The sequence below is a fragment of the Martinezella sp. CNPSo 3959 genome (assembly GCF_057784355.1).
The window spans coordinates 1,378,869-1,397,926 of record NZ_JBXSOV010000001.1; the positions used below are offsets into that span (position 1 = coordinate 1,378,869).

Annotated in this window: 18 protein-coding genes and 1 other RNA gene; 6 read left to right on the forward strand and 13 right to left on the reverse strand. The window is 60.1% G+C overall.

All coding sequences use genetic code 11. The annotated features are described in order from the left end of the window. Nucleotides 1-23 precede the first annotated feature (23 nt). The gene (locus AC13RE_RS06890) at nucleotides 24-998 is read right to left on the reverse strand and encodes an MBL fold metallo-hydrolase (RefSeq protein ID WP_488562385.1); all 975 of its coding nucleotides are present in this window, start codon (nucleotides 996-998) and stop codon (nucleotides 24-26) included. Between the two features lie 325 nt (nucleotides 999-1,323). Between AC13RE_RS06890 and AC13RE_RS06895 the strand changes: the two genes are divergently transcribed. Beyond that, nucleotides 1,324-2,097 (forward strand): sigma-70 family RNA polymerase sigma factor, encoded by a 774-nt coding sequence (locus tag AC13RE_RS06895; RefSeq protein WP_488562386.1) that lies wholly within the window; start codon nucleotides 1,324-1,326, stop codon nucleotides 2,095-2,097. Further along, nucleotides 2,094-2,897, forward strand: a complete 804-nt coding sequence (locus AC13RE_RS06900; RefSeq protein ID WP_488562387.1) for an anti-sigma factor family protein — start codon at nucleotides 2,094-2,096, stop codon at nucleotides 2,895-2,897. Before AC13RE_RS06895 ends, AC13RE_RS06900 begins: the two co-directional genes overlap by 4 nt. Nucleotides 2,898-3,056: 159 nt before the next feature. On the opposite strand, the gene AC13RE_RS06905 is transcribed toward AC13RE_RS06900, so the two are convergent. The 8 genes from AC13RE_RS06905 to AC13RE_RS06940 all read right to left on the reverse strand — a co-directional run bounded on the left by AC13RE_RS06905 (nucleotide 3,057) and on the right by AC13RE_RS06940 (nucleotide 12,361). Continuing rightward, complete coding sequence (locus AC13RE_RS06905; RefSeq protein WP_041677652.1) at nucleotides 3,057-3,803, reverse strand: YebC/PmpR family DNA-binding transcriptional regulator; 747 nt, start codon at nucleotides 3,801-3,803, stop codon at nucleotides 3,057-3,059. Nucleotides 3,804-3,937: 134 nt separating this feature from the next. Then, a complete protein-coding gene (locus tag AC13RE_RS06910) occupies nucleotides 3,938-4,780 on the reverse strand; it encodes an MBL fold metallo-hydrolase (RefSeq protein WP_488562388.1) in 843 nt (280 codons plus the stop codon). A 238-nt stretch (nucleotides 4,781-5,018) separates the two neighbouring features. Next, nucleotides 5,019-5,843 (reverse strand): TIGR00282 family metallophosphoesterase, encoded by an 825-nt coding sequence (locus tag AC13RE_RS06915; RefSeq protein WP_112335069.1) that lies wholly within the window; start codon nucleotides 5,841-5,843, stop codon nucleotides 5,019-5,021. Between the two features lie 3 nt (nucleotides 5,844-5,846). Beyond that, nucleotides 5,847-6,431 carry a 5-formyltetrahydrofolate cyclo-ligase gene (locus AC13RE_RS06920; protein ID WP_488562389.1) on the reverse strand — a complete coding sequence of 195 codons (585 nt, stop codon included), beginning with the start codon at nucleotides 6,429-6,431 and terminating at the stop codon, nucleotides 5,847-5,849. Nucleotides 6,432-6,536: 105 nt separating this feature from the next. Next, nucleotides 6,537-7,265, reverse strand: coding sequence for an HAD family hydrolase (locus AC13RE_RS06925; RefSeq protein WP_488562390.1), 729 nt, complete (start codon nucleotides 7,263-7,265; stop codon nucleotides 6,537-6,539). 141 nt (nucleotides 7,266-7,406) lie between these two features. Next, nucleotides 7,407-8,804, reverse strand: coding sequence for a virulence factor (locus tag AC13RE_RS06930; RefSeq protein WP_488562391.1), 1,398 nt, complete (start codon nucleotides 8,802-8,804; stop codon nucleotides 7,407-7,409). Next, nucleotides 8,801-11,410: a bifunctional lysylphosphatidylglycerol flippase/synthetase MprF gene (gene mprF, locus AC13RE_RS06935; RefSeq protein ID WP_132717476.1), complete on the reverse strand. Its 2,610-nt coding sequence runs from the start codon at nucleotides 11,408-11,410 to the stop codon at nucleotides 8,801-8,803. Before mprF ends, AC13RE_RS06930 begins: the two co-directional genes overlap by 4 nt. Nucleotides 11,411-11,878: 468 nt before the next feature. Next, a complete protein-coding gene (locus tag AC13RE_RS06940) occupies nucleotides 11,879-12,361 on the reverse strand; it encodes an SRPBCC domain-containing protein (RefSeq protein ID WP_488562392.1) in 483 nt (160 codons plus the stop codon). A 73-nt stretch (nucleotides 12,362-12,434) separates the two neighbouring features. Here AC13RE_RS06940 and AC13RE_RS06945 point away from each other — a divergent pair, with 73 nt between their 5' ends. Then, nucleotides 12,435-12,758, forward strand: coding sequence for an ArsR/SmtB family transcription factor (locus tag AC13RE_RS06945; protein ID WP_488562393.1), 324 nt, complete (start codon nucleotides 12,435-12,437; stop codon nucleotides 12,756-12,758). Between the two features lie 31 nt (nucleotides 12,759-12,789). On the opposite strand, the gene AC13RE_RS06950 is transcribed toward AC13RE_RS06945, so the two are convergent. Then, complete coding sequence (locus AC13RE_RS06950; protein ID WP_488562394.1) at nucleotides 12,790-13,653, reverse strand: helix-turn-helix transcriptional regulator; 864 nt, start codon at nucleotides 13,651-13,653, stop codon at nucleotides 12,790-12,792. A 101-nt stretch (nucleotides 13,654-13,754) separates the two neighbouring features. On the opposite strand from AC13RE_RS06950, the gene AC13RE_RS06955 reads away from it, so the two are divergent. Continuing rightward, nucleotides 13,755-14,573 (forward strand): SDR family NAD(P)-dependent oxidoreductase, encoded by an 819-nt coding sequence (locus AC13RE_RS06955; protein ID WP_488562395.1) that lies wholly within the window; start codon nucleotides 13,755-13,757, stop codon nucleotides 14,571-14,573. A 46-nt stretch (nucleotides 14,574-14,619) separates the two neighbouring features. Further along, nucleotides 14,620-15,336 carry an SDR family oxidoreductase gene (locus AC13RE_RS06960; protein WP_488562396.1) on the forward strand — a complete coding sequence of 239 codons (717 nt, stop codon included), beginning with the start codon at nucleotides 14,620-14,622 and terminating at the stop codon, nucleotides 15,334-15,336. Between the two features lie 307 nt (nucleotides 15,337-15,643). On the opposite strand, the gene ssrS is transcribed toward AC13RE_RS06960, so the two are convergent. The 3 genes from ssrS to AC13RE_RS06975 all read right to left on the reverse strand — a co-directional run bounded on the left by ssrS (nucleotide 15,644) and on the right by AC13RE_RS06975 (nucleotide 16,666). Continuing rightward, nucleotides 15,644-15,802: non-coding RNA, 6S RNA (gene ssrS, locus AC13RE_RS06965), on the reverse strand. Nucleotides 15,803-15,965: 163 nt separating this feature from the next. Beyond that, nucleotides 15,966-16,343: a cell division protein ZapA gene (locus tag AC13RE_RS06970; RefSeq protein WP_015341017.1), complete on the reverse strand. Its 378-nt coding sequence runs from the start codon at nucleotides 16,341-16,343 to the stop codon at nucleotides 15,966-15,968. A 47-nt stretch (nucleotides 16,344-16,390) separates the two neighbouring features. Further along, nucleotides 16,391-16,666 (reverse strand): DUF4164 domain-containing protein, encoded by a 276-nt coding sequence (locus AC13RE_RS06975; RefSeq protein WP_015341018.1) that lies wholly within the window; start codon nucleotides 16,664-16,666, stop codon nucleotides 16,391-16,393. Nucleotides 16,667-17,065: 399 nt separating this feature from the next. Between AC13RE_RS06975 and tkt the strand changes: the two genes are divergently transcribed. Then, on the forward strand, nucleotides 17,066-19,048 hold the full coding sequence (gene tkt / locus AC13RE_RS06980) for a transketolase (RefSeq protein WP_488562397.1): 1,983 nt from the start codon (nucleotides 17,066-17,068) through the stop codon (nucleotides 19,046-19,048). Nucleotides 19,049-19,058 lie beyond the last annotated feature (10 nt).

The window sequence follows — 19,058 nt, forward strand, 5'->3', positions numbered from 1 at the left end:
TAGTTGTTCCTGTTTTCGGCCGCTCAGGCCTGGATGGTGGGGGTGAATCCGTAGGCGTTACCGTCCTTGACGAAGGTGCCGGAGCCCGGGAATGGGAAATGCGAACCGCAGATCCTGATCTTGTCGGCAATGACGCGATCGATCAGCCTGCGGCGGGTGGCGACGGCCATCGGGCCATCCTGGTCGTAGGCGCCTTGCCATTCCGGATGGGGAGCGAGCAGCGCCGGCACATACATGATGTCGGCCGAGACCATCAGCTGCTCGCTGCCGCCGTCAATGAGGAAGACGGAATGACCGGGGGTGTGACCGTATGCGGCCAGCATGTGCACGCCGGGCGCCACTTCGGCATTATCGTCGACCAGCTTCCAGTTCTTCCATGTCGGGAAGACGGAGGCGATGCGCCGGCCGGCTTCCTTGCGGCCCTCCGCCAGCTTGTCGACACGGCCGGGGTCGGTCCACCAGTTGTATTCAGCCGCATTGACGATCAGCTCGGCATTCGGAAAGACCGCCGCGTTCGTTCCCTTTTCCATCAGGCCCCAGACGTGGTCCGGATGGAAATGCGAGATCATAATCGTATCGATCTTCTTGTAGTCGATGCCGGCGGCAGCCATGTTGGCCGGCAGGTGGGTGGCATTGGTCTGCCATTGCCCGACACCCGATCCGGCATCCATCATGATCTTGCGTCCGCCGATGTCGAGAACGACGACCGTCAGCGGAATGGGCATGAAATCCGTCGTCAGGCCGGCCTTGGAGAGTGCTTCCTTCGTGTCATCGACGGAAGCGTTCTTGATGAAGGCCGGATCGTGCGGTTTGCGCCAGATGCCGTCATAAATGGCCGTGACCTCGATCGAACCGACCTTGTATTTGTAGAAGCCGACCGTCGGCTCCAGCGGGGTGGCGGCAAAGGCTCGCGGGATGAATTCGAGCTTCGACGACAGCCCGAAGGCTGCCGCAGCTGCGGCCGTGCCGAGCACGGCGCGGCGGGTCATATCAAACATCGCAATATCTCCTCAGGGTTATGGCTTTTCGGGCCAGGCGGAGGTCGCAAGCGATTGCAGCCATCCACTGAGGAAGAAGATCGACGCTCATGGGTGCTTATTCCCCGTCGACCGAGGATTTCTTACAAGCTATTGAAATGCAGAGGATTATTTTAGCGACAAGAGATTGAACGGATGGAATGGCGGACATTTCACAGCCCCTCGCCTTTGATTTTTTCGTCCGACCGGGAATAAAACCCGCGCGAGCGCGATCTAGCTTTCAGGCAACATTGCAAGCGCCTTAGCTGAAGCTTACAGTCAGCAGAGGCGTTTTGCGGGGATCACGATGACAGACGCCCGACCTATGAGTTCGATGATACTTGGCGGCCAGCTCCGCCCATGGATATGGCGTTCGCCGCAAAACACCGCGATCAGCAGATTTGTGCGATTTCTGGTTCGCCTGCGTAGTTTCATTGCCGGGCTGAAGCCTGGTAATCACCTCGTCCAGATGGCGGTCGCTCAATCCGCAGCCGGCACAGAGCCATTAAAACGCGCGACCGCCCTGCCCGACGAGACTATGCGCCGCTTCCAGCAAACGATCATCCCGCATCTGGATGCCGCCTATAATTTCGCGCGTTTCCTGAGCCGTGATGCCGATGCCGCGCAGGATATCGTGCAGGAAGCCTATCTGCGCGCCTATCGCGGCTTCGGCGGCTTTCGCGACGGCGATGCCCGCGCCTGGACCTTCACCATCGTCCGCAACTGCTACCATGCCTGGCTGCAGGAGGGCCGGCGTAAGACGCGTTACGAGCAGCCGATGACCGACGAAAGGGATTTGGAGGAAGGCTCGCCCTCCCCCGATCCCGCCTCCGAGGAGGATACGCCCGAGGCAGCCTTCATCCGCAAATCGGAAACGCAACGGGTGCGCGAAGTCATCAACCGATTGCCCGATGCCATGCGCGAGGTCCTGGTCCTGCGCGAACTCGAGGATCTCTCCTACAAGGAAATCGCCGAGATCATCGATGCGCCGATCGGCACCGTCATGTCGCGCCTCGCCCGCGCCCGCCGCGATTTTGGCGAAGTCTGGCGCAGCCTCGAAGGAAAAGAGGCGGCACGATGAGCGGCGCTGAAGAGAATGATCACGGTGAATGGAACGACCTGTTGCACGGCTTCATCGACGGCGAACTGGACGCAGCCAATGCGGCGCGCTTCGAGGCGCATCTGGCGACTTGCCGGGACTGCGCCGGCGAGATGGAGAATGCCCTGATGGTCAAGCGTCTTTCCGCACGCGAGGGCGTCAAATGGCAGGCGCCTGATACCGTCCATGCCCGCGTGCAGGCGGCACTGACGCTGGAGCAATCCATGATGAGGCGCGCAACCACGGCCGCGAGCCAAACGGAGAGCCCGTGGCAGCACGTGTGGCGATTGGTTCGCGAATGGAGCTTCGTACCGTCGCTTGCCGTCCTTGCGGCAAGCCTCATGCTCGTGCTGAACGTGCCGCAGCAGAGCCAGACGATCGAGGATCAGCTTCTCGCAAGCCATGTGCGCTCGCTGCTCGCCGACCATCTGACCGACGTGCTGACCTCCGACCAGCACACGGTCAAACCATGGTTCAACGGCAAGATCGATTTCTCCCCGCCCGTAGTCGATCTGGCAGCACAGGGCTTCCCTCTCGTCGGCGGCAGGGTGGATTATCTCGATGGCCGGGTGGTGGCGGCGCTAATCTATCGCCGGCACGGCCATGTCATCAATCTTTTCATCTGGCCCGGCGCTGCGGGAGCCAAAACCAATGCCGAGAAGGAGGGCTATAATTTCGTCGAATGGCATGCCGACGGGCTGGTTTTTTGGGCTGTCTCCGATGTCGCCGCACCGGATCTCGCCACCTTCCGCGATGATTTTATCCGCGCGACGGCGCCATAAAGCAATTCCAGGAAAAGTGCGTAGCGGTTTTCCGTCCGGAATTGCGCAAAGAAACAACGCGATAGAGTGTTTTCGCATTTCGCAGAAAAGTGGGAATGCTCTCAAGCAAAAAAGCCGGCCGCATCGCTGCAGCCAGCTTTCTTGAATAACTGCAAAAGATCAGGCCGAGAGCTTCGCCATAACTTCGTCCGAAACTTCGAAGTTCGAGTAGACGTTCTGGACGTCGTCATCGTCTTCAAGGTTTTCGATGAGCTTCATCAGCGACTGGGCCTTTTCTTCGTCGACCGGCACGTTGTTCTGCGCGCGCCAAATCGCCTTTACGGTTTCGGCTTCGCCGAGCGTCGCTTCGAGCGCCTTGGCGACTTCGCCGAGAGATTCGAAGGCGCAGATGATCACATGGCCTTCTTCATCGCTTTCGACGTCATCGGCACCTGCTTCGATCGCCGCTTCCATGACCTTGTCGGCATCGCCGGCGGAAGGCTTGTAGGTGATTTCGCCGACGTGATCGAAGGAGAAGGACACCGAACCGGTTTCGCCAAGCGCACCGCCGGCCTTCGTGAAGATCGAGCGAACGTTGGATGCCGTGCGGTTGCGGTTGTCGGTCAGCGCTTCGACGATGATCGCCGTGCCGCCCGGACCGTAGCCCTCGTAACGGATCGCATCGTAATTCTCAGTGTCTGCACCGGACGCCTTCTTGATGGCGCGGTCGATATTGTCCTTCGGCATCGACTGGGCCTTGGCGTTCTGGATCGCCAGACGTAGGCTCGCGTTCATCGTCGGGTCGGGCAGGCCCGATTTGGCAGCGACGGTGATTTCGCGCGCCAGCTTCGAGAACATTTTCGAACGCACCGAGTCCTGACGACCCTTGCGGTGCATGATGTTTTTAAACTGTGAATGGCCAGCCATGGCACCCCTGTTCACGTCTTTTGTTGGGAATGGCCGCCTTATAAGAGCGAAGCGACCTTCATTCAAGTAAAAAGCCGGATAATGGGGATGGAGAGCGGTCGCGATCGAGAAGGTCTCAAAGGTGATCGCGATGGTCACAGCCCCTTGAGCACATAGATCAGCGGCTTGCGCGGCAAGGTCTTCACCGACACCGTGACGCTTGGTGTCGGCGCATAGGCGACGTCGAAGTCGGGACCGAACAGGGCGAGAAACTGATCGACCGGCGGACCCCAACGGTGCATGGGCAGGATGAGCGACGAGCGCAGCCTTTTGACCACGCGGCTCATGCTGTCGGCTCCCATGGTGAGGCCACCGTCGACCGGCACCATCACCACATCGAGCCGGCCGATCTCCGCATATTGCTGGTCGGTGAGCTCGAAATGCAAATGCCCCAGATGTCCGATGCAAAGACCCGCCACCTCGAAGATGAAGATCGAATTGCCGTTGGCTTCGATGCCGCCACCCCAGGAGCGAATATCGGTGACGACATTGCGGATCAAGGTGTCACCGACGGTCATGCGGATCTTTGCCGGCTCTCCGGGCACATCGCTCCATCCATGCAGCACATATTTGATCGCAGGGTCCGGCGTCAGCGTGTAGTGGCTCGGATGCGCCTTGTTCATCGTGACGACCTTGGGCGTATAGGGCGGCGGATAAGCGCCGCTATAATCCGTGGCGATGGAAACGCCACCCGGCGTTTCGATGAAAAGCGTGGCATGGCCGAGGAAGGTGATCTTCACGTCGCCATTGACCGGGTCATTGGCAAGCGTCGGGCCGGGAGGAGAAAAACTGGCGAATGTCGCCTTGGGCAGGGACTGCGCGATCGCCTGACATTGGCTGGGTTGCGGACGAACCGGACTCTGCTGGGCGTCGGCCACACTCCAGCTGAGGATGATCACCAGGAAAAACACGGCAAAGACAGGAAATCGCTGTAACATGCCATCCCCTCAAGCCAGATAATGGCCGAAGGATGCGGCACGACCCAAAACAGGTCCAGAAACATTCAGGCACGATTGCTCACAATCGCGTCATCATATGCCGATGATGAATTATAGAGCGTGATCCCGAAAAGTGTCGGCGGTTTTCGGACGACATCACGCTCTACTTCTTTGAGTCTAGAGCAGATTCAGATTTTAGGCCGATTCGACCTAAAATCATCCGACTCTAGTGCAGCGGTCAGCGCCAGAAATCCGGAATGGTCTCCGCAAGCCGCGGTCCAAGCCGGAGCGGTGCGATCTTCTCAGCCAATCCCGTCGCGTCGGAAATCTCGACGCCGACGCCGCAGATGGTGGCTGGCCCTGACGCCGCCTCGAAACGTCCCTTCGGCATCTTCGAGATGAAGCGGTTGAGCGGCTCTTCCTTTTCCATGCCGAGCGAGGAATCGTAATCGCCGCACATACCGGCATCCGACATATAGGCGGTGCCACCATTCAGGATCTGTGCGTCCGCAGTCGGCACATGCGTATGCGTGCCAATGACGAAGCTCGCGCGGCCATCGACGAAGTGACCGAAACACTGCTTTTCGCTCGTCGCCTCCGCATGGAAGTCGAAGACGATGGCATCCGCCTGCTCCTTCAGCGGGCAAGCATCGAGGATGGCCTCTGCCGACTTGAAGGGATCGTCGAGCTCCGGATGCATGAAGACGCGGCCCATGATGTTGGCAACGAGCACGCGGGCGCCATTGCGCGCGTAATAGAGGCCGGAACCGCGGCCGGGCGTGCCGGCCGGATAGTTGGCGGGGCGCAGAAACTGGTCGTGGCGTTCGCAGAAAACAACGGCTTCCTTCTGATCCCAGACATGGTTGCCCGTCGTCACGACGTCTGCGCCGGCATTGATCGTCTCGAGGAAGATGTCCTCGGTGATGCCGAAGCCGCCGGCGGCATTCTCGCCATTGACGATGACGAAATCGAGCTTCAGGTCGGACACGAGACCCGGCAGGCGGTCCCACACCGCGGTCCGCCCCGTCTTGCCGACCATATCTCCCAGAAAAAGCAGCCGCATTCGCTATCCAATCACTTCCGAAACGAAATTGAGTCCGCTCTCGGTCAAAATCGCGTCAAGACGGACATCATGCGGCTCAGCCGGCACTGATGGCACTTCTTGGCAATCGAATGCAATGCCGATCAGCCGCGGATTCAACCCTTTTTGATGCAGGCGTTCGATCGCACGGTCGTAATGACCGGCACCATAGCCGATGCGATGGCCGCTCTTGTCAAAGGCCGAAAGCGGCACGAGCATGATATCCGGATCCAGCACCGCCGCTTCAGGTCCCGGACCGGAAGTCCCGAATCCGACCGGAACCAATGGCACCCCGGCGACAAGCTCCCGGAAGACGATCGTGCTGCGATCAAGAATAACAGGCACGCAGAGCCGCGCCCCACGCTCCCGCAGACGCGCCATCAATGGCCTTATATCCACTTCCGAACGGATCGGCAGGAAGCCGGAGACGATATCTCCCGGCCTGATATCGATGGCGTCGCCGCCATGCACGACCATGGCCAGGCCCTTTTCAATACGATCTTCTGCCGGAATGGCGTCCCGCTCGGCAAGGCGCTCGTTGCGGTATTGGGCTTTCAGCTCTTTGCTCATCTGATCTTCGCAAATATCTATGATATCAGGAAAACATAATGAGCCGGCAGCCCGTTGCAAAGCACGAAAGCGACATGCCGTGGTCGCGGAAAGGAGTGGGCTCCATCAGCCTTTACGGATGATCGACAATTTTCCGTCGCCATCCACATGCGCGCGAACATTTTCATAATTCGGCAGCGTGGTGTGATTGGTCTCGATCGGATGCGAATGCGTCGCGGTGATAACCACCACATCCGCACCAGCCGCCTCGCCTGCCTTGACGCCGGCCAGGACGTCTTCGAACACCAGGCATTCCGATGGGCTGAGGCCGAGGCGCTGCGCGCCCAGGATATAGCACTGCGGATCAGGCTTGCCGACCTTCACGTCCTCGGCGGTAACCATGAAGCGCGGAACGGGGATCCCGGCAGCGTCAAGCCGCGCCAGCGCCAGCCGATAGGGCGACGAGGTGACGATCGCCCAGCGCTCCGGTGGCAGCGATGCAAGGAAATCGACGGCGCCCGGCAGCGCGATCACACCCTCGACATCGGCAATTTCGGCTTCGGTGATCTTCAGCGCCTCCGCGACCGGATCGACGCCAGGCAGATTCAACTGACCGATCGTATCGACACCGCGCTTGCCATGCATGGTCGGCATGAACTTCTCGACATCGAGACCCTGGGCGCGTGCCCAATTGCCCCAGACACGTTCTGCAGCAGCAATCGAATTGATGATCGTGCCGTCCATATCGAACAGGAAGCCGGAATAGGTCTTGGCGAAGGCGGAATTGGTTGCGGCGGACAAGGGCGGACCTTTCTGGATAAGACGGCGAGCACCTGTGGCAAACGTAGCGCTCATGATATGCCCTTCCCGACTAACGGCAGCCGTCGAAAGAAGCAAATAAATGCTGCGCCGAACGCGCCGGAAAAGTCGGCAGGAGACCGTGGGGAAAGGCGAGAAAGGGCGCGCGACAGCCAGACACGCCGCGCGCCATGAGCATTATTCGCCGAGGCGGCTCTTCAGCCCATTGATGATGTGGTTCGCCAGGGCTTCGTAATCATCATCGAAATGGTGGCCGCCATCCATGGCGATGACTTCCGCACCCGTGCCCTTCAGCAGCGGGCAGGCGACATCCTCGTCATCATCCTTGCCGTAGACGCATTGCACCATCTTTGGATTGATCGATTTGAGGTCGTTGACGGGATCGCCGCCCTTGCCCGCACTCGAAGCCCCGAGCCAGCCCATGACCGAAATCACATAGTCGACCTTCTGCGACAAAGACAGCAGCGACATCTGGACGATCTTGTCCTTTTCGGGCTGAGGCAGGCGATTGTAGCTCGCCGGCAGCACATCGGCGCCAAAGGAATAGCCGACCAGTACCACATGCTTGACCTTGAAGCGTTTGGTGTAGAAGTCGATGATCCGGCCGAGATCGTTGGCCGTCTGCTGTGGATCCTTCTCGGTCCAGAAATAATGCAGTGTATCGACGCCCACGACCGGGATGCCCTGGTCCTGCAGGTAGCTGCCGACTTCCTTGTCGATGTCGCGCCAGCCGCCATCGCCCGAATAGACGATGGCGAGCGTGTCCTCGGTTGGCGTCGTCTCCATGATATCAAGGGGCAATCCAAGCGGCGACTTCGAGCTGTCGATCGTCTTCATCAGATCGGCAAGCGAGGCTTCAAGCGCCGCATAGGTGTCGGCGTTGTCGGAATCCGTGGTCTGGACTTCGGGATGGTCCTTCTGGATGTCTGCGACGTGGTCGCGGCCATCCTTCGGGGCGTTTGCCGTATAGGCCACGAGAATCGGATTGGGCAGAGCGCCTTCCTGCAGACCGAAGGACACCATATCGCCATCCGTCTTCTTCTCGGCCGGCGTGCAGAGTTCCTGCTTCAGGCCGATGCCGGCAGTCGGGTCGACGGCCAGCGTGCCGGCAACGGTCGCATCCGGCGTCTGGGCCGCGATCGTCAGCGCCATAGCGCCACCGGCGCCGACACCGGCGATAACAGGCAACTGATAGGTGCTGTCGGCGAAGGAGCGCTGCACCTGCTGGCTGAGCGATTCCAGATCCGAGACGATATAGATGCAGCCGTCGTTCTTGCTGACGTCATAATTGTTGAGCGCGGCCAGAAAGGACGGATAGTCGATGCCGATGACGAGCGAGCCATTGGCGACGAGCTTGTCGGCAACAGCCTTCTCCTTGTCGCCCCAGCCGGCGAGATCGGAAATCAGAACGACTTCGTTCGAAACCTTGCCGTGCGGTCGCATGATGTGCGGCGCCGGGATCATGCCCAGATCATATTTTGTATCGTCGGCTTCAGCCCGTGCTTGGCCCGACATCAGCAGCCCCGTCGACAGCACGCATGCGAAAGCCAATGACATTGCGTATTTCAAGATCATTTCCTCACGACCCCCTTAAGTCCGCCCCCGATGAGGAATGTGGCATCCATCAACGCGATCATTGGACTAACCCCTCCCGAAACAGCCAGGTAGCGCGGCTGCCATTCGGGATGGAATTTTGATTTGAAGGCACGAAGCCCTTTGAAATTGTAGAAGCGCTCGCCGTGCTCGAAGACAGTTCCCCCGACCCTGTCCCAAACCGGCGCCGATTCCCGTCTCGACATGCCCGACAGCGGCGCCATGCCAAGGTTGAAACGCTGAAATCCCTCACCCTTGAGGTATTCGAGGATCTGCACGAACAGAAAATCCATCGAACCCTTCGGGGCATCAGGGGAAAAACGCATCAGGTCGACGGATCCCTCCTCCTTGGTCTCCGTCATCAGAATATTCGCAAAAGCGACGATCTTACCATCCTTTTTCAACACGCCGACCGGCTGAGAGCACACGTAATCCTGATCGAACGCGCCGAGCGAGAAACTCTTTTCCTTGGCATTGTGATCGGCAAGCCATGTATCGGAAACATGCGCGAGCTGATCCAGCACATCGGGTATATCTTGAGGTTCGATAACGGCAAATTCTAGTCCATCGCGCACTGCGCGGCTCGCCGTCTGCCTGAGATTGGCCCATTTGCCACCCTTGAGCTCGAAATTGGCAAGATTGACTACGGCAAGCTCGCCGAGCTTGAACGCCCGCAGGCCCGCATCGGCGCAGTAGGAGAGAAGCGCCGGCGAGATCTGGTAGAAGACAGAGCGGCAGCCCGCAGCACGCGCCGTCTCGACGAAGCGCCAAATCAGATCGGGCAGCGCCTGGCGCGGACCGACCGGATCGAACAGGGCGATCCATGAGCGGCCCTGCTTGCCGTACATGATGAAGGCATCGCCTTTTTCCGAGAACATGATGCTCTTGTCGCCCATGCGCACCAGATTGGCGTCGGCAACGCCCTGCTTGCGCACGATTTCCACGGCCCGCGCCACCGCATCGTCGCTGACGGGCTCCGGCCGCTTCGTTGCCGGACGCAACAGGCTGAAGATCGCGATCGCCGAGGACACGATGGAAATGCCGAGCGCTGCACGAAGCCCGCGCGGCGCCTCATCGGCAAATTCGAACTGCCACCAAAGCTCGTTGCTGTATCCGACATCGCGATAGACGAAGAACAGCACGACGATAGCGCCGATGCAGACGACCGCGATGGCCGTGAGCCAACCGGCCGTCAACGTCTGGTTAAGCAGCGAAGCCGGCCGCTTGAACAGGCGACGGCTGACGACGAGGCTAAAGACGAAGAAGGCAAGCAAACCGGCTTCGACGATGGCGATGGCCTTCAGCAGCGAGAAGAACAGGGCGAACAACGCCGAGAAGGTCGAAACCCACCACGCCCCGTCGAGACGCTGGCTGAGGCCACGGGCGGCCACGATGATTGCCAGCCCGAGAAGGCTCGACAGAAAGTGAGCGCTTTCGACCAAAGACAGCGGCAGATAGTCTGATAGCACGATCAGATTATGGTCCGGCGTCGGTGTCACGCTCGAAAAGACCAGCATCATGCCAAGCAGCAGCGCAAAGGCCGACAATAGCTGCGGCATCAGGCGTGCGCCGATGCGGCGCATGCTCGAAGCCACCGGATGATCGACGAAACGGCGCAGCTCCGCGACCGAGATCGCGGCGATGGCGATGACGAGCGGAATGACGTTGTAGATGACGCGATAGAGGACCAGAGAGCTCAGAACGGCATCTTCATTCACGGAACTACCGAGCCAGGCGATGATGATCGTCTCGAACACGCCGAAGCCGGCCGGAACATGGCTGAGCACGCCAAGCCCGACGGCGATCGCGTAAATCGCGAAGAAGCCCGGCCATCCGATGGAGGTTTCCGGCAACAGCACATAGAGCACGGAGGCCGAGGCTGCGATATCGAATGCAGTGACCAGAAACTGCCGCGACCAGGTGCGCGAATCCGGCAGACGCACGGCGACCGGGCCGATACGCACTTCGCGGCCATTGCGGCCGGCATAGACTACGAAAGCAAGCGCCGCGAGAATGGCGATAGCGATCAGCCGCAGCCACAAGCCATCGACGCTGATCAGCGGGCCGATCTCGTCGGCGATGACCAGAAGCGCCATGGCGCCGACAGACGCCAGACCCAGACCGAAGGCGAGCGTAACGAAAGCGATGACGCGAGTGATGTCGTCGGGCGACAGCCCGAGCCGGGTATATGCGCGGTAGCGGATCGCGCCGGCGCTGAGCGCACCGAAGCCGGCGGTATTGCCGACCGCATAGGCGCTGAAGGAGGTCAGCGCGACATGCGGAAACGGCAGCCGCTTGCCGATATATTCGAGCGCATTCTGGTCATAGAAGATCAAGGAGGCGAAACTCAGGCCAGTAAACAGCAGCGCCAGCAGTACAGAGGAGATCTTCGTCGTCGTCAGGGCATGGACGACGTCATCATAGCGCACCTCGGTCGTCAGGTCGTAGATCGCATAGGCGGCGATGCAGAAGACGGCGACTGTAAGAACGGCGACAATCAGCGCGCGATAGCGGTTCAACAGACCGACGATGCCGCCACGCTCTTCCAATTCCTCATCGGCATTTTCCAGATCGATTGGGCTCGACATGCTCTACCTGTTTATAGTGATCTTCGCCGGTTCCGATGTCCGGATATTCAGTAACATCGACGACGCGTCTTCGAGTTGCCGTATACACTTCTTTCGACAAGCCCGTTGTGACGCGCGCTCCATCGTTCTGAATTTAGGCAATTTTGGCGCAGGCCCCGTCCCGCCAACAATGAATCTCTTATTATTTAAAGGATTTTGTCATTCATCCGGCTTTTGGGCTTATCCACACACAAAAGTGATATTCCCATCTCATCCTGAGCGCCCTCACCGCCAATACCGCCCTTCTTCCGATTGTCCGAAGCCTACTACAACGTGAGATGGATATCCATCTCACGGCATCAACCGCCCTCCCCAGTAGTAGAATCCGCAAACAGATAGGCCAGGCGCCGAAATCGGCACCGGGCCACTGACCGATAGCCAGGAAAGGGATCGAGACGATAGTAACTGGTGATACGGGTTTGCCGGAACTCAGCGATCCGGCGCCTCCGCCGGCTCGCCGCGCATCTCGCTGAGGAAGAACCCTTCGCGCAGATTGATCCCGTATTCGACGAAGGCTTTCATACAGCAGAGCATCTGCGTCCAGCCCTCGCAGTTCAGATAGGTGCCGCGACGGCCGGCCTCGTCCTCGCGCCAGCCGCTTTCTTCGATGACGACAAGCGTGCCGCCATCCTCCAGCGCATCGAAGGTCATCTCCACTTTGGTTGTGTAACGGACGCCGTCCTCGCCGGTGCCGCCGTCCCAGTGAAAGACGATGCGCTTGTTGGCCTCCACCTCGTTGACCTCGACGGGGGCGTTCTTCCACCAGATGACGGTCGTTCCCGCCACCAGGGGCGCGCTCGCCCCGCCGACGGTGGTGAAGTAGCTCGAAAGCTTCTTCGGGTTGACGACAGCATCGAAGACTTCATCCACCTTGCGGCCGATCCGTCCTGAAATCCGAACATTCAATGTCATGGCATCTCCTCCATTATTTGTCTGTCGTTATCGCTCCATTGCGACTGGCCCCATTATGTTATAAAAATATAACATGTCAAACGAATCGGATAGCGACCTCATTTTCAAGGCCCTTGCGCATCGGCGGCGGCGCGAAATCCTGGACATGCTCAAGGATGCACCGCGCACGACGGGCTCGCTCTGCGAAGCTTTCACGGATATGGACCGCTGCACCGTGATGCAGCATCTGAGAGTGCTGGAAGAAGCTGATCTCGTCATTGCCAAGAAGGATGGTCGAGAGCGCTGGAACCATCTGAACAGCCTGCCGATCAAGCAGATCCATGATCGCTGGATCAGCGCCTATGCCGGCCATGCCCTCTCCATCCTCAATCAGCTGAAGAACGATCTGGAGAGCTAAAAAAAGACGGTTGGGTTCGGAGAAAGCCGGATTACGCTGCGCTGGCGCGGCCCAACAGACGTTTTAGCCTCTCGCTCGTCCCGTCTTCTTCGAGCGGTGTATAAACGACCAGCTTCATGTCGGCACGGTCCATGACGGCAAGTGCGGTATATTCGAATGTCATCAAGCCGCCCTCCGGATGGCGCAGACGCTTGTGACCCGTCAGCGGCCGCAGCACATCCTGCCTCGGCCACCAGGCGCGAAATTCGGGGCTCGCCTGCATCAAGGTAGCGATCAACCGCTCGAAATCAGGATCGCCGGCGTAACGGGCACTGTCGACGCGAAACATCGCCAGCGAATTCGCCGCCACGATCTCCCAATCGACAAGAAGCTGCCGGTGGGCAGGGTCGGTAAACACTCGATGGACGCTGTTGCGCGCATCCCCCTGCAGCAGGGCATAATCACCGAAAACTGCAACAGCCGCGGCATTCCAGGCCAGCACATCCCAGCGGCGGCCGAGAACATAGGCCGGCTGGCCAGCAAGGCTTGCAAGCATGCGCGCTAGCGCATCCGGCACTTCCTCAGGCCCGCGCGACGGGGTGTCAACAGATGGCCGATCACTCAGCGTAAAGAGATGCCGCCGCTCGACCGGATCGAGCCGCAGTGCGTCGGCCAGCGCCGATAGAACCTCTGTGGAGGGACGAACGTCCCGCCCCTGTTCCAGCCAAGTGTACCAGGTGGTACCGACACCGGCGAGCAGCGCCACTTCCTCGCGCCTGAGCCCTGGCGTGCGCCGCCGGAACCCTTCCGGAAGCCCGACCTTGGCGGGCGTCAGCTTTTCCCGGCGGGAGCGCAGAAAGGCGCCGAACTCGCGACGCCTGGCTTCGATGATGATCTGGCTCTGGTTGATGGTCATGACCTATCATAGCAGGATCAATACTAGGATAAAGTCAGAACTGTTTGCCGCGTCCGCAAGCTGCCAAATATCATCATGCAGACAACGAGAAGGCGGTTGCTATGGATATGAGCGGCAAGACAGTTCTGATCACAGGCTCGACGGATGGTGTCGGGCGCAGGGTTGCAGAACGACTGGCAGCGGCAGGTGCTAGGCTCATCGTTCACGGCCGTGACAAGACCCGCGCGGAAGAATTGGTCTCCCGCATTCAGGACAAGGGCGGCAAAGCGGCCTATTACCTCGCCGACCTTTCCTCACTGAAAGAGGTCCGCACTCTGGCCGACGCCATCGAGCGCGACTACGATCGCCTCGATGTTCTGATCAACAATGCCGGCATCGGCACCAGTGGCGGCGGCACCGGGCGCCAGGTAAGCCGAGACGGATACGAGCTGCGCCTCGCGGTGAATTATCTTGCCGGCTTCCTACTGACGCGCCGGCTTCTGCCTCTGTTGAAGGCAAGCACTCCCGCCCGCATCGTCAATGTATCTTCCGTCGGTCAACAGGCCATCGACTTCTCCGATGTCATGTTGACGCGCGGCTATAGCGGCGTGCGCGCCTATTGCCAGAGCAAGCTGGCGCAGATCATGTTCACCTTCGATCTCGCCGAAGAGCTTGCCAGCTCCGGCGTCACCGCCAACTGCCTGCACCCGGCGACCTATATGGACACGACCATGGTGCGCCAGGCAGGCGTTGCGCCGCTAAGCACGGTCGAGCAAGGAGCCGATGCCATCCTCAATCTGGCCGCCGGCACCGCTCTGGAAGGACACACCGGCCTCTATTACGACGGACTGCGCCCATCCCGCGCCTCTGCCCAAGCCTATGACGCAACTGCGCGCAGCAATCTGCGAACACTCAGCCAAAGCCTTACCGGCCTGGCCTGAGACCTTATTCCTTGCCCCCTCCCCAGCCTCCAGAAAGGAGACAACCATGTCGTCTCAACACGTCGCTATTGTCGGCGGCTCCTCCGGTATCGGTCTTGCGACTGCCGCCCATCTTCTCGAAAAAGGCTATCGCGTCACGATCACTGGCCGCGATAACTCGAAACTCCAGGCCGCCGCACAAGGCCTGAATGGCGATCTTACGCCAATCACCATGGATGCAGCCGACTTCGCCGGTATTCCCGCCGCCTTTGAGGCAATCGGCCCTCTCGATCATCTCGTCCTGGCATTGGGTGGCGGCAACGGCGCCGGACCTTTCGCCACGGTCGATCTTGCCGACGTCAGGAAAGGTTTCGAGCAGAAGACGATGGCACATTTCGCCTGTACCCAGGCCTGCTTGCCCTATCTGTCGAAACAAGGCAGCATCACCTTCGTCTCCGCCGTATCGGCACAGGCGGCGATGCCCGGAACCGCAGGACTCGGAGCCATCAATGCCGCCATAGCCGCCTTGGCGCCGATTCTCGCCGTCGAGCTCAAGCCGATCCGCGTGAACTGCGTTTCACCAGGAGTTGTCGACACGCCCTGGTGGGACTTCCTGAGCGCAGATCAGAAAGAGCCGACATTTGCCGGCTTCGCAGCGCGCACACCCGTCGGTCGTGTCGGCCAGCCCAAGGAAATAGCCGAAGCCATCGCCTTCCTGATCGGCAACGGCTTTACCAGCGGCCACACGCTGATTTGTGACGGCGGCATCCGCCTCGGTCAATGATCCCTGTGCCATCGCCAGCCGGCACAGCGGCGATGGCGTCCTCGGCTGTTTTGGTCACCCGCCTGCAGATGCGTGAGGATTTCGATCAGATGGATCGAGCTGAGCCGCTGAAGAACCTTCGAAGCGGAAAGCGGCTGAAGGGCGGTCGCACGCCTGGTGGGCTTGATTGCCTACTCAGATCTGCCACTGCTGCGCAGCGCGAGCACTCGCACCGAACTTGAACGCGGTGCCTATCTGCGGACGAAAGTTGCCAGCGCAGCGATAGAACTGCGCGGCGCTTTCCTTGGCAATCATCCGAAAAATTGAAGAGCGATCCACGACGACCGATGGATGTTTACGATCCTGGGTGCCTACAAACGTAGGTGGGCACCGTGTGTCCAGGCCCACGGGCCTGGTCAGGGACAGCTCCCTTTGGATCGAGTATGGCCCCAGGGATTGTGGTTCCTGTCGGGAAGCGCAGACCGCCCGAACTATATAGAGCGGATTGTGCCGCTGCACCAGAGGGCCGCATCGGGCATCCGCAGAAATAACTCAAAGCATGTCGCGCAAAAGTGAGCAGCGGTTTTGCGCGACATGCGTAAAATCGAATCTAAAGCGAGAGAAGCGAGGCTGAAAGCTCGCGATGCGCTTTAGACCTGCTCGATGCCCGGCCGCTCCAGGAGCTTCTCGGTGATGCCGTGGATGCGCGTCGTCACCTCGTCGATCACACTGGCGAGCGTTTCCTCGGCGCGGGCATTGGCAGCGAGCGTCGTATCACGATTGCTGGTGAGGGACTCCAGTTCGGCTTCCAGCGCGGAGACCCGTCGCGTCAATTCCGATACCTCGTCCATGATCATGATCCCTGCCATGACGGTCAGCCTGAGATCGCCGATTTCGCCGAACTGGCTCTTCAAATGCAGGACATAGCGGTCGAAACGATTGGCAAGATCCGTCAGATGGTCTTCCTGCCCCTCTTCGCAGGCCATCCGGTAGGCTTTGCCGTCGATCGTTACCGTTACTTGCGCCATTCGACTTTCCGATCACTGCCGCTCCGGCACGGCTGCCTCCCGAGGGATCAGCGGTCCAGCACGGCTCTTATGGTTTCCATCGCCGTAACCAGCCGGCGCGACACTTCACGATTGACTTCTTCGAGCCGGTTCGCCCGGAACTCGGCCTGATCCAATTCCTGGGCAAGACGCGACCGGTCGGCGTGAACCCTGCGGACCTCGCCTTCTATATCGCTCTGCGCCCGTTCCCGCTCGAACCGTCCGTCGACGGCACTCTCCAAAGTCGAAAGCGCCTGGCGCAACTGGGCGAGCGCCGCGTCCACCGTTTTGCCTGAAGGTGTCATACCCTTCGCTTCTCCGCGCAAGGCCCGAATCAAAACATCCGGCCACTTGTCTGATTTCGCAACAATATTCAACTCGGCAACAGCACGTCAATAAAGGCTGTCATGTGGCAGGCCCCCTATTCTGTGGATGAATGCCGCCTTTGCCGTCTGCACAGGCCTTGTCGCATGATTGTCGTCTTTTGTAAAAGTGAACGGGCAAATGTTAAAAAATTGCCGCGAGGAAGCCGGATTGAGCCCTCGATTTGTTGACTTGCTCGCCCTAACTGCTATGTCTCGACCGCCTGAGGCGACGTTGGAAATGGCGTTCGGAAGAGCGCCTCACTTCACCCGCCTTTAACCGATGGCCTCCCTCCCAAGCGTGCGGCCATCCCCCGAACCCGGAACACTGCGGAAAAACCCATGAACTCTCGCGAACAACACGACCGGATGGCAAATGCGATCCGTTTCCTTGCCATGGATGCTGTCGAGAAGGCCAATTCCGGTCACCCCGGTTTGCCGATGGGGATGGCTGATGTCGCCACCGTTCTCTTTAGCAAATATCTGCGCTTCGACCCGAAGAACCCGCTTTGGCCGGATCGTGACCGTTTCGTTCTGTCGGCTGGCCACGGCTCGATGCTGCTTTATTCGGTTCTCTACCTCACCGGCTATCCGGACATGACGGTCGATGAGCTTAGACGCTTCCGCCAGCTCGGCTCCAAGACCGCCGGCCATCCGGAATATGGTCACGCCACCGGCATCGAAACCACCACCGGCCCGCTCGGCCAGGGCATTGCCAATGCCGTCGGCATGGCGATCGCCGAGCGCAAGCTGCGCGAAGAGTTCGGCTCCGAACTTCAGGATCACTACACCTACGCCATGTGCGGCGACGGCTGCCTGATGGAAGGTATCAGCCATGAAGCGATCGCGCTGGCCGGCCACCTCAAGCTCAACAAGCTGATCCTGTTCTGGGACAATAACTCCATCACCATCGACGGCGCCGTCTCGCTGTCGGACTCGACCGACCAGGTCATGCGCTTCAAGGCCGTTCACTGGAATACGATCGAAGTCGACGGCCACGACCAGGCCGCCATCAGCGCCGCCATCGAAGCCGCTCACAAGTCCGACCGCCCGACGCTGATCGCCTGCAAGACGATCATCGGCTTCGGCGCTCCGAACAAGCAGGGCACCCACAAGGTCCACGGCTCGCCGCTCGGCGCCGAGGAAATCGCTGCGACCCGCGTTGCGCTCAACTGGCCTTACGAGCCCTTCGTCATTCCGAACGACATCCTCGGCGAATGGCGCGCTGCCGGCGAACGCTCCGTCGGCACCCGCGAAGCCTGGGAAGGTCGCCTCGCTGCCGCCGATCCGGCCAAGAAGGCAGAGTTCACCCGCCGCTTCGATCATAAGCTGCCTGCCGGCTTCGACGCCGCCATCAGCGACTACAAGAAGAAGCTCGCGGAAACCAAGCCGACACTCGCAACCCGCAAGGCATCGGAAGATGCGCTGGAAATCATCAACGGTTTCATTCCGGAAACGCTCGGCGGCTCCGCCGACCTGACGCCGTCGAACAACACCAAGACCAGCCAGATGAAGTCGATCACCCCGACCGATTTCTCCGGCCGCTACATGCACTGGGGCATCCGCGAACACGGCATGGCTGCTGCCATGAACGGCATCGCGCTCCACGGCGGCCTCATCCCCTATAGCGGCGGCTTCCTGATCTTCTCGGATTATTGCCGTCCGCCGCTCCGCCTCGCCGCTCTGATGGGCATCCGCGCCATCCACGTCCTGACGCATGATTCCATCGGCGTCGGCGAAGACGGCCCGACCCACCAGCCGGTCGAGCAGGTCGCCAGCCTGCGCGCTATCCCGAACTTCCAGCTCTTCCGCCCGGCGGACGCAACGGAAACGGCCGAATGCTGGCAGATCGCCATCAAGACGACCAACCGTCCGTCCGGCCTTGCTCTGACCCGTCAGAACCTGCTGGCCGCCCGTACAGAGTACAGCGAAAAGAACCTCTGCGAACTCGGCGCCTACACTCTGGCCGGCAATGCCGATGCCAAGGTGACGATCTTCGCTTCGGGCTCCGAAGTCGAACTCGCCGTTGCCGCCCGCAGCGTTCTTGAAGGCAAGGGCGTCTCCACGCGCGTCGTTTCGGTTCCCTGCACCGAGCTCTTCTTCGAGCAGCCGGACGCCTACCGCAAGGAAGTCATCGGCAACTCGCCGGTCAAGGTTGCCGTCGAAGCCGGCGTTCGCGAAGGCTGGGATGCCTTCATCGGGCCGGAAGGCGCCTTTATCGGCATGAAAAGCTTCGGCGCGTCGGCTCCGTACAAGGACGTCTACAAGCACTTCGGCATCACCACCGAGGCTGTTGTCGCCGCCGCTGAGGCAAAGCTTTCCTGAGGGCGCTGAC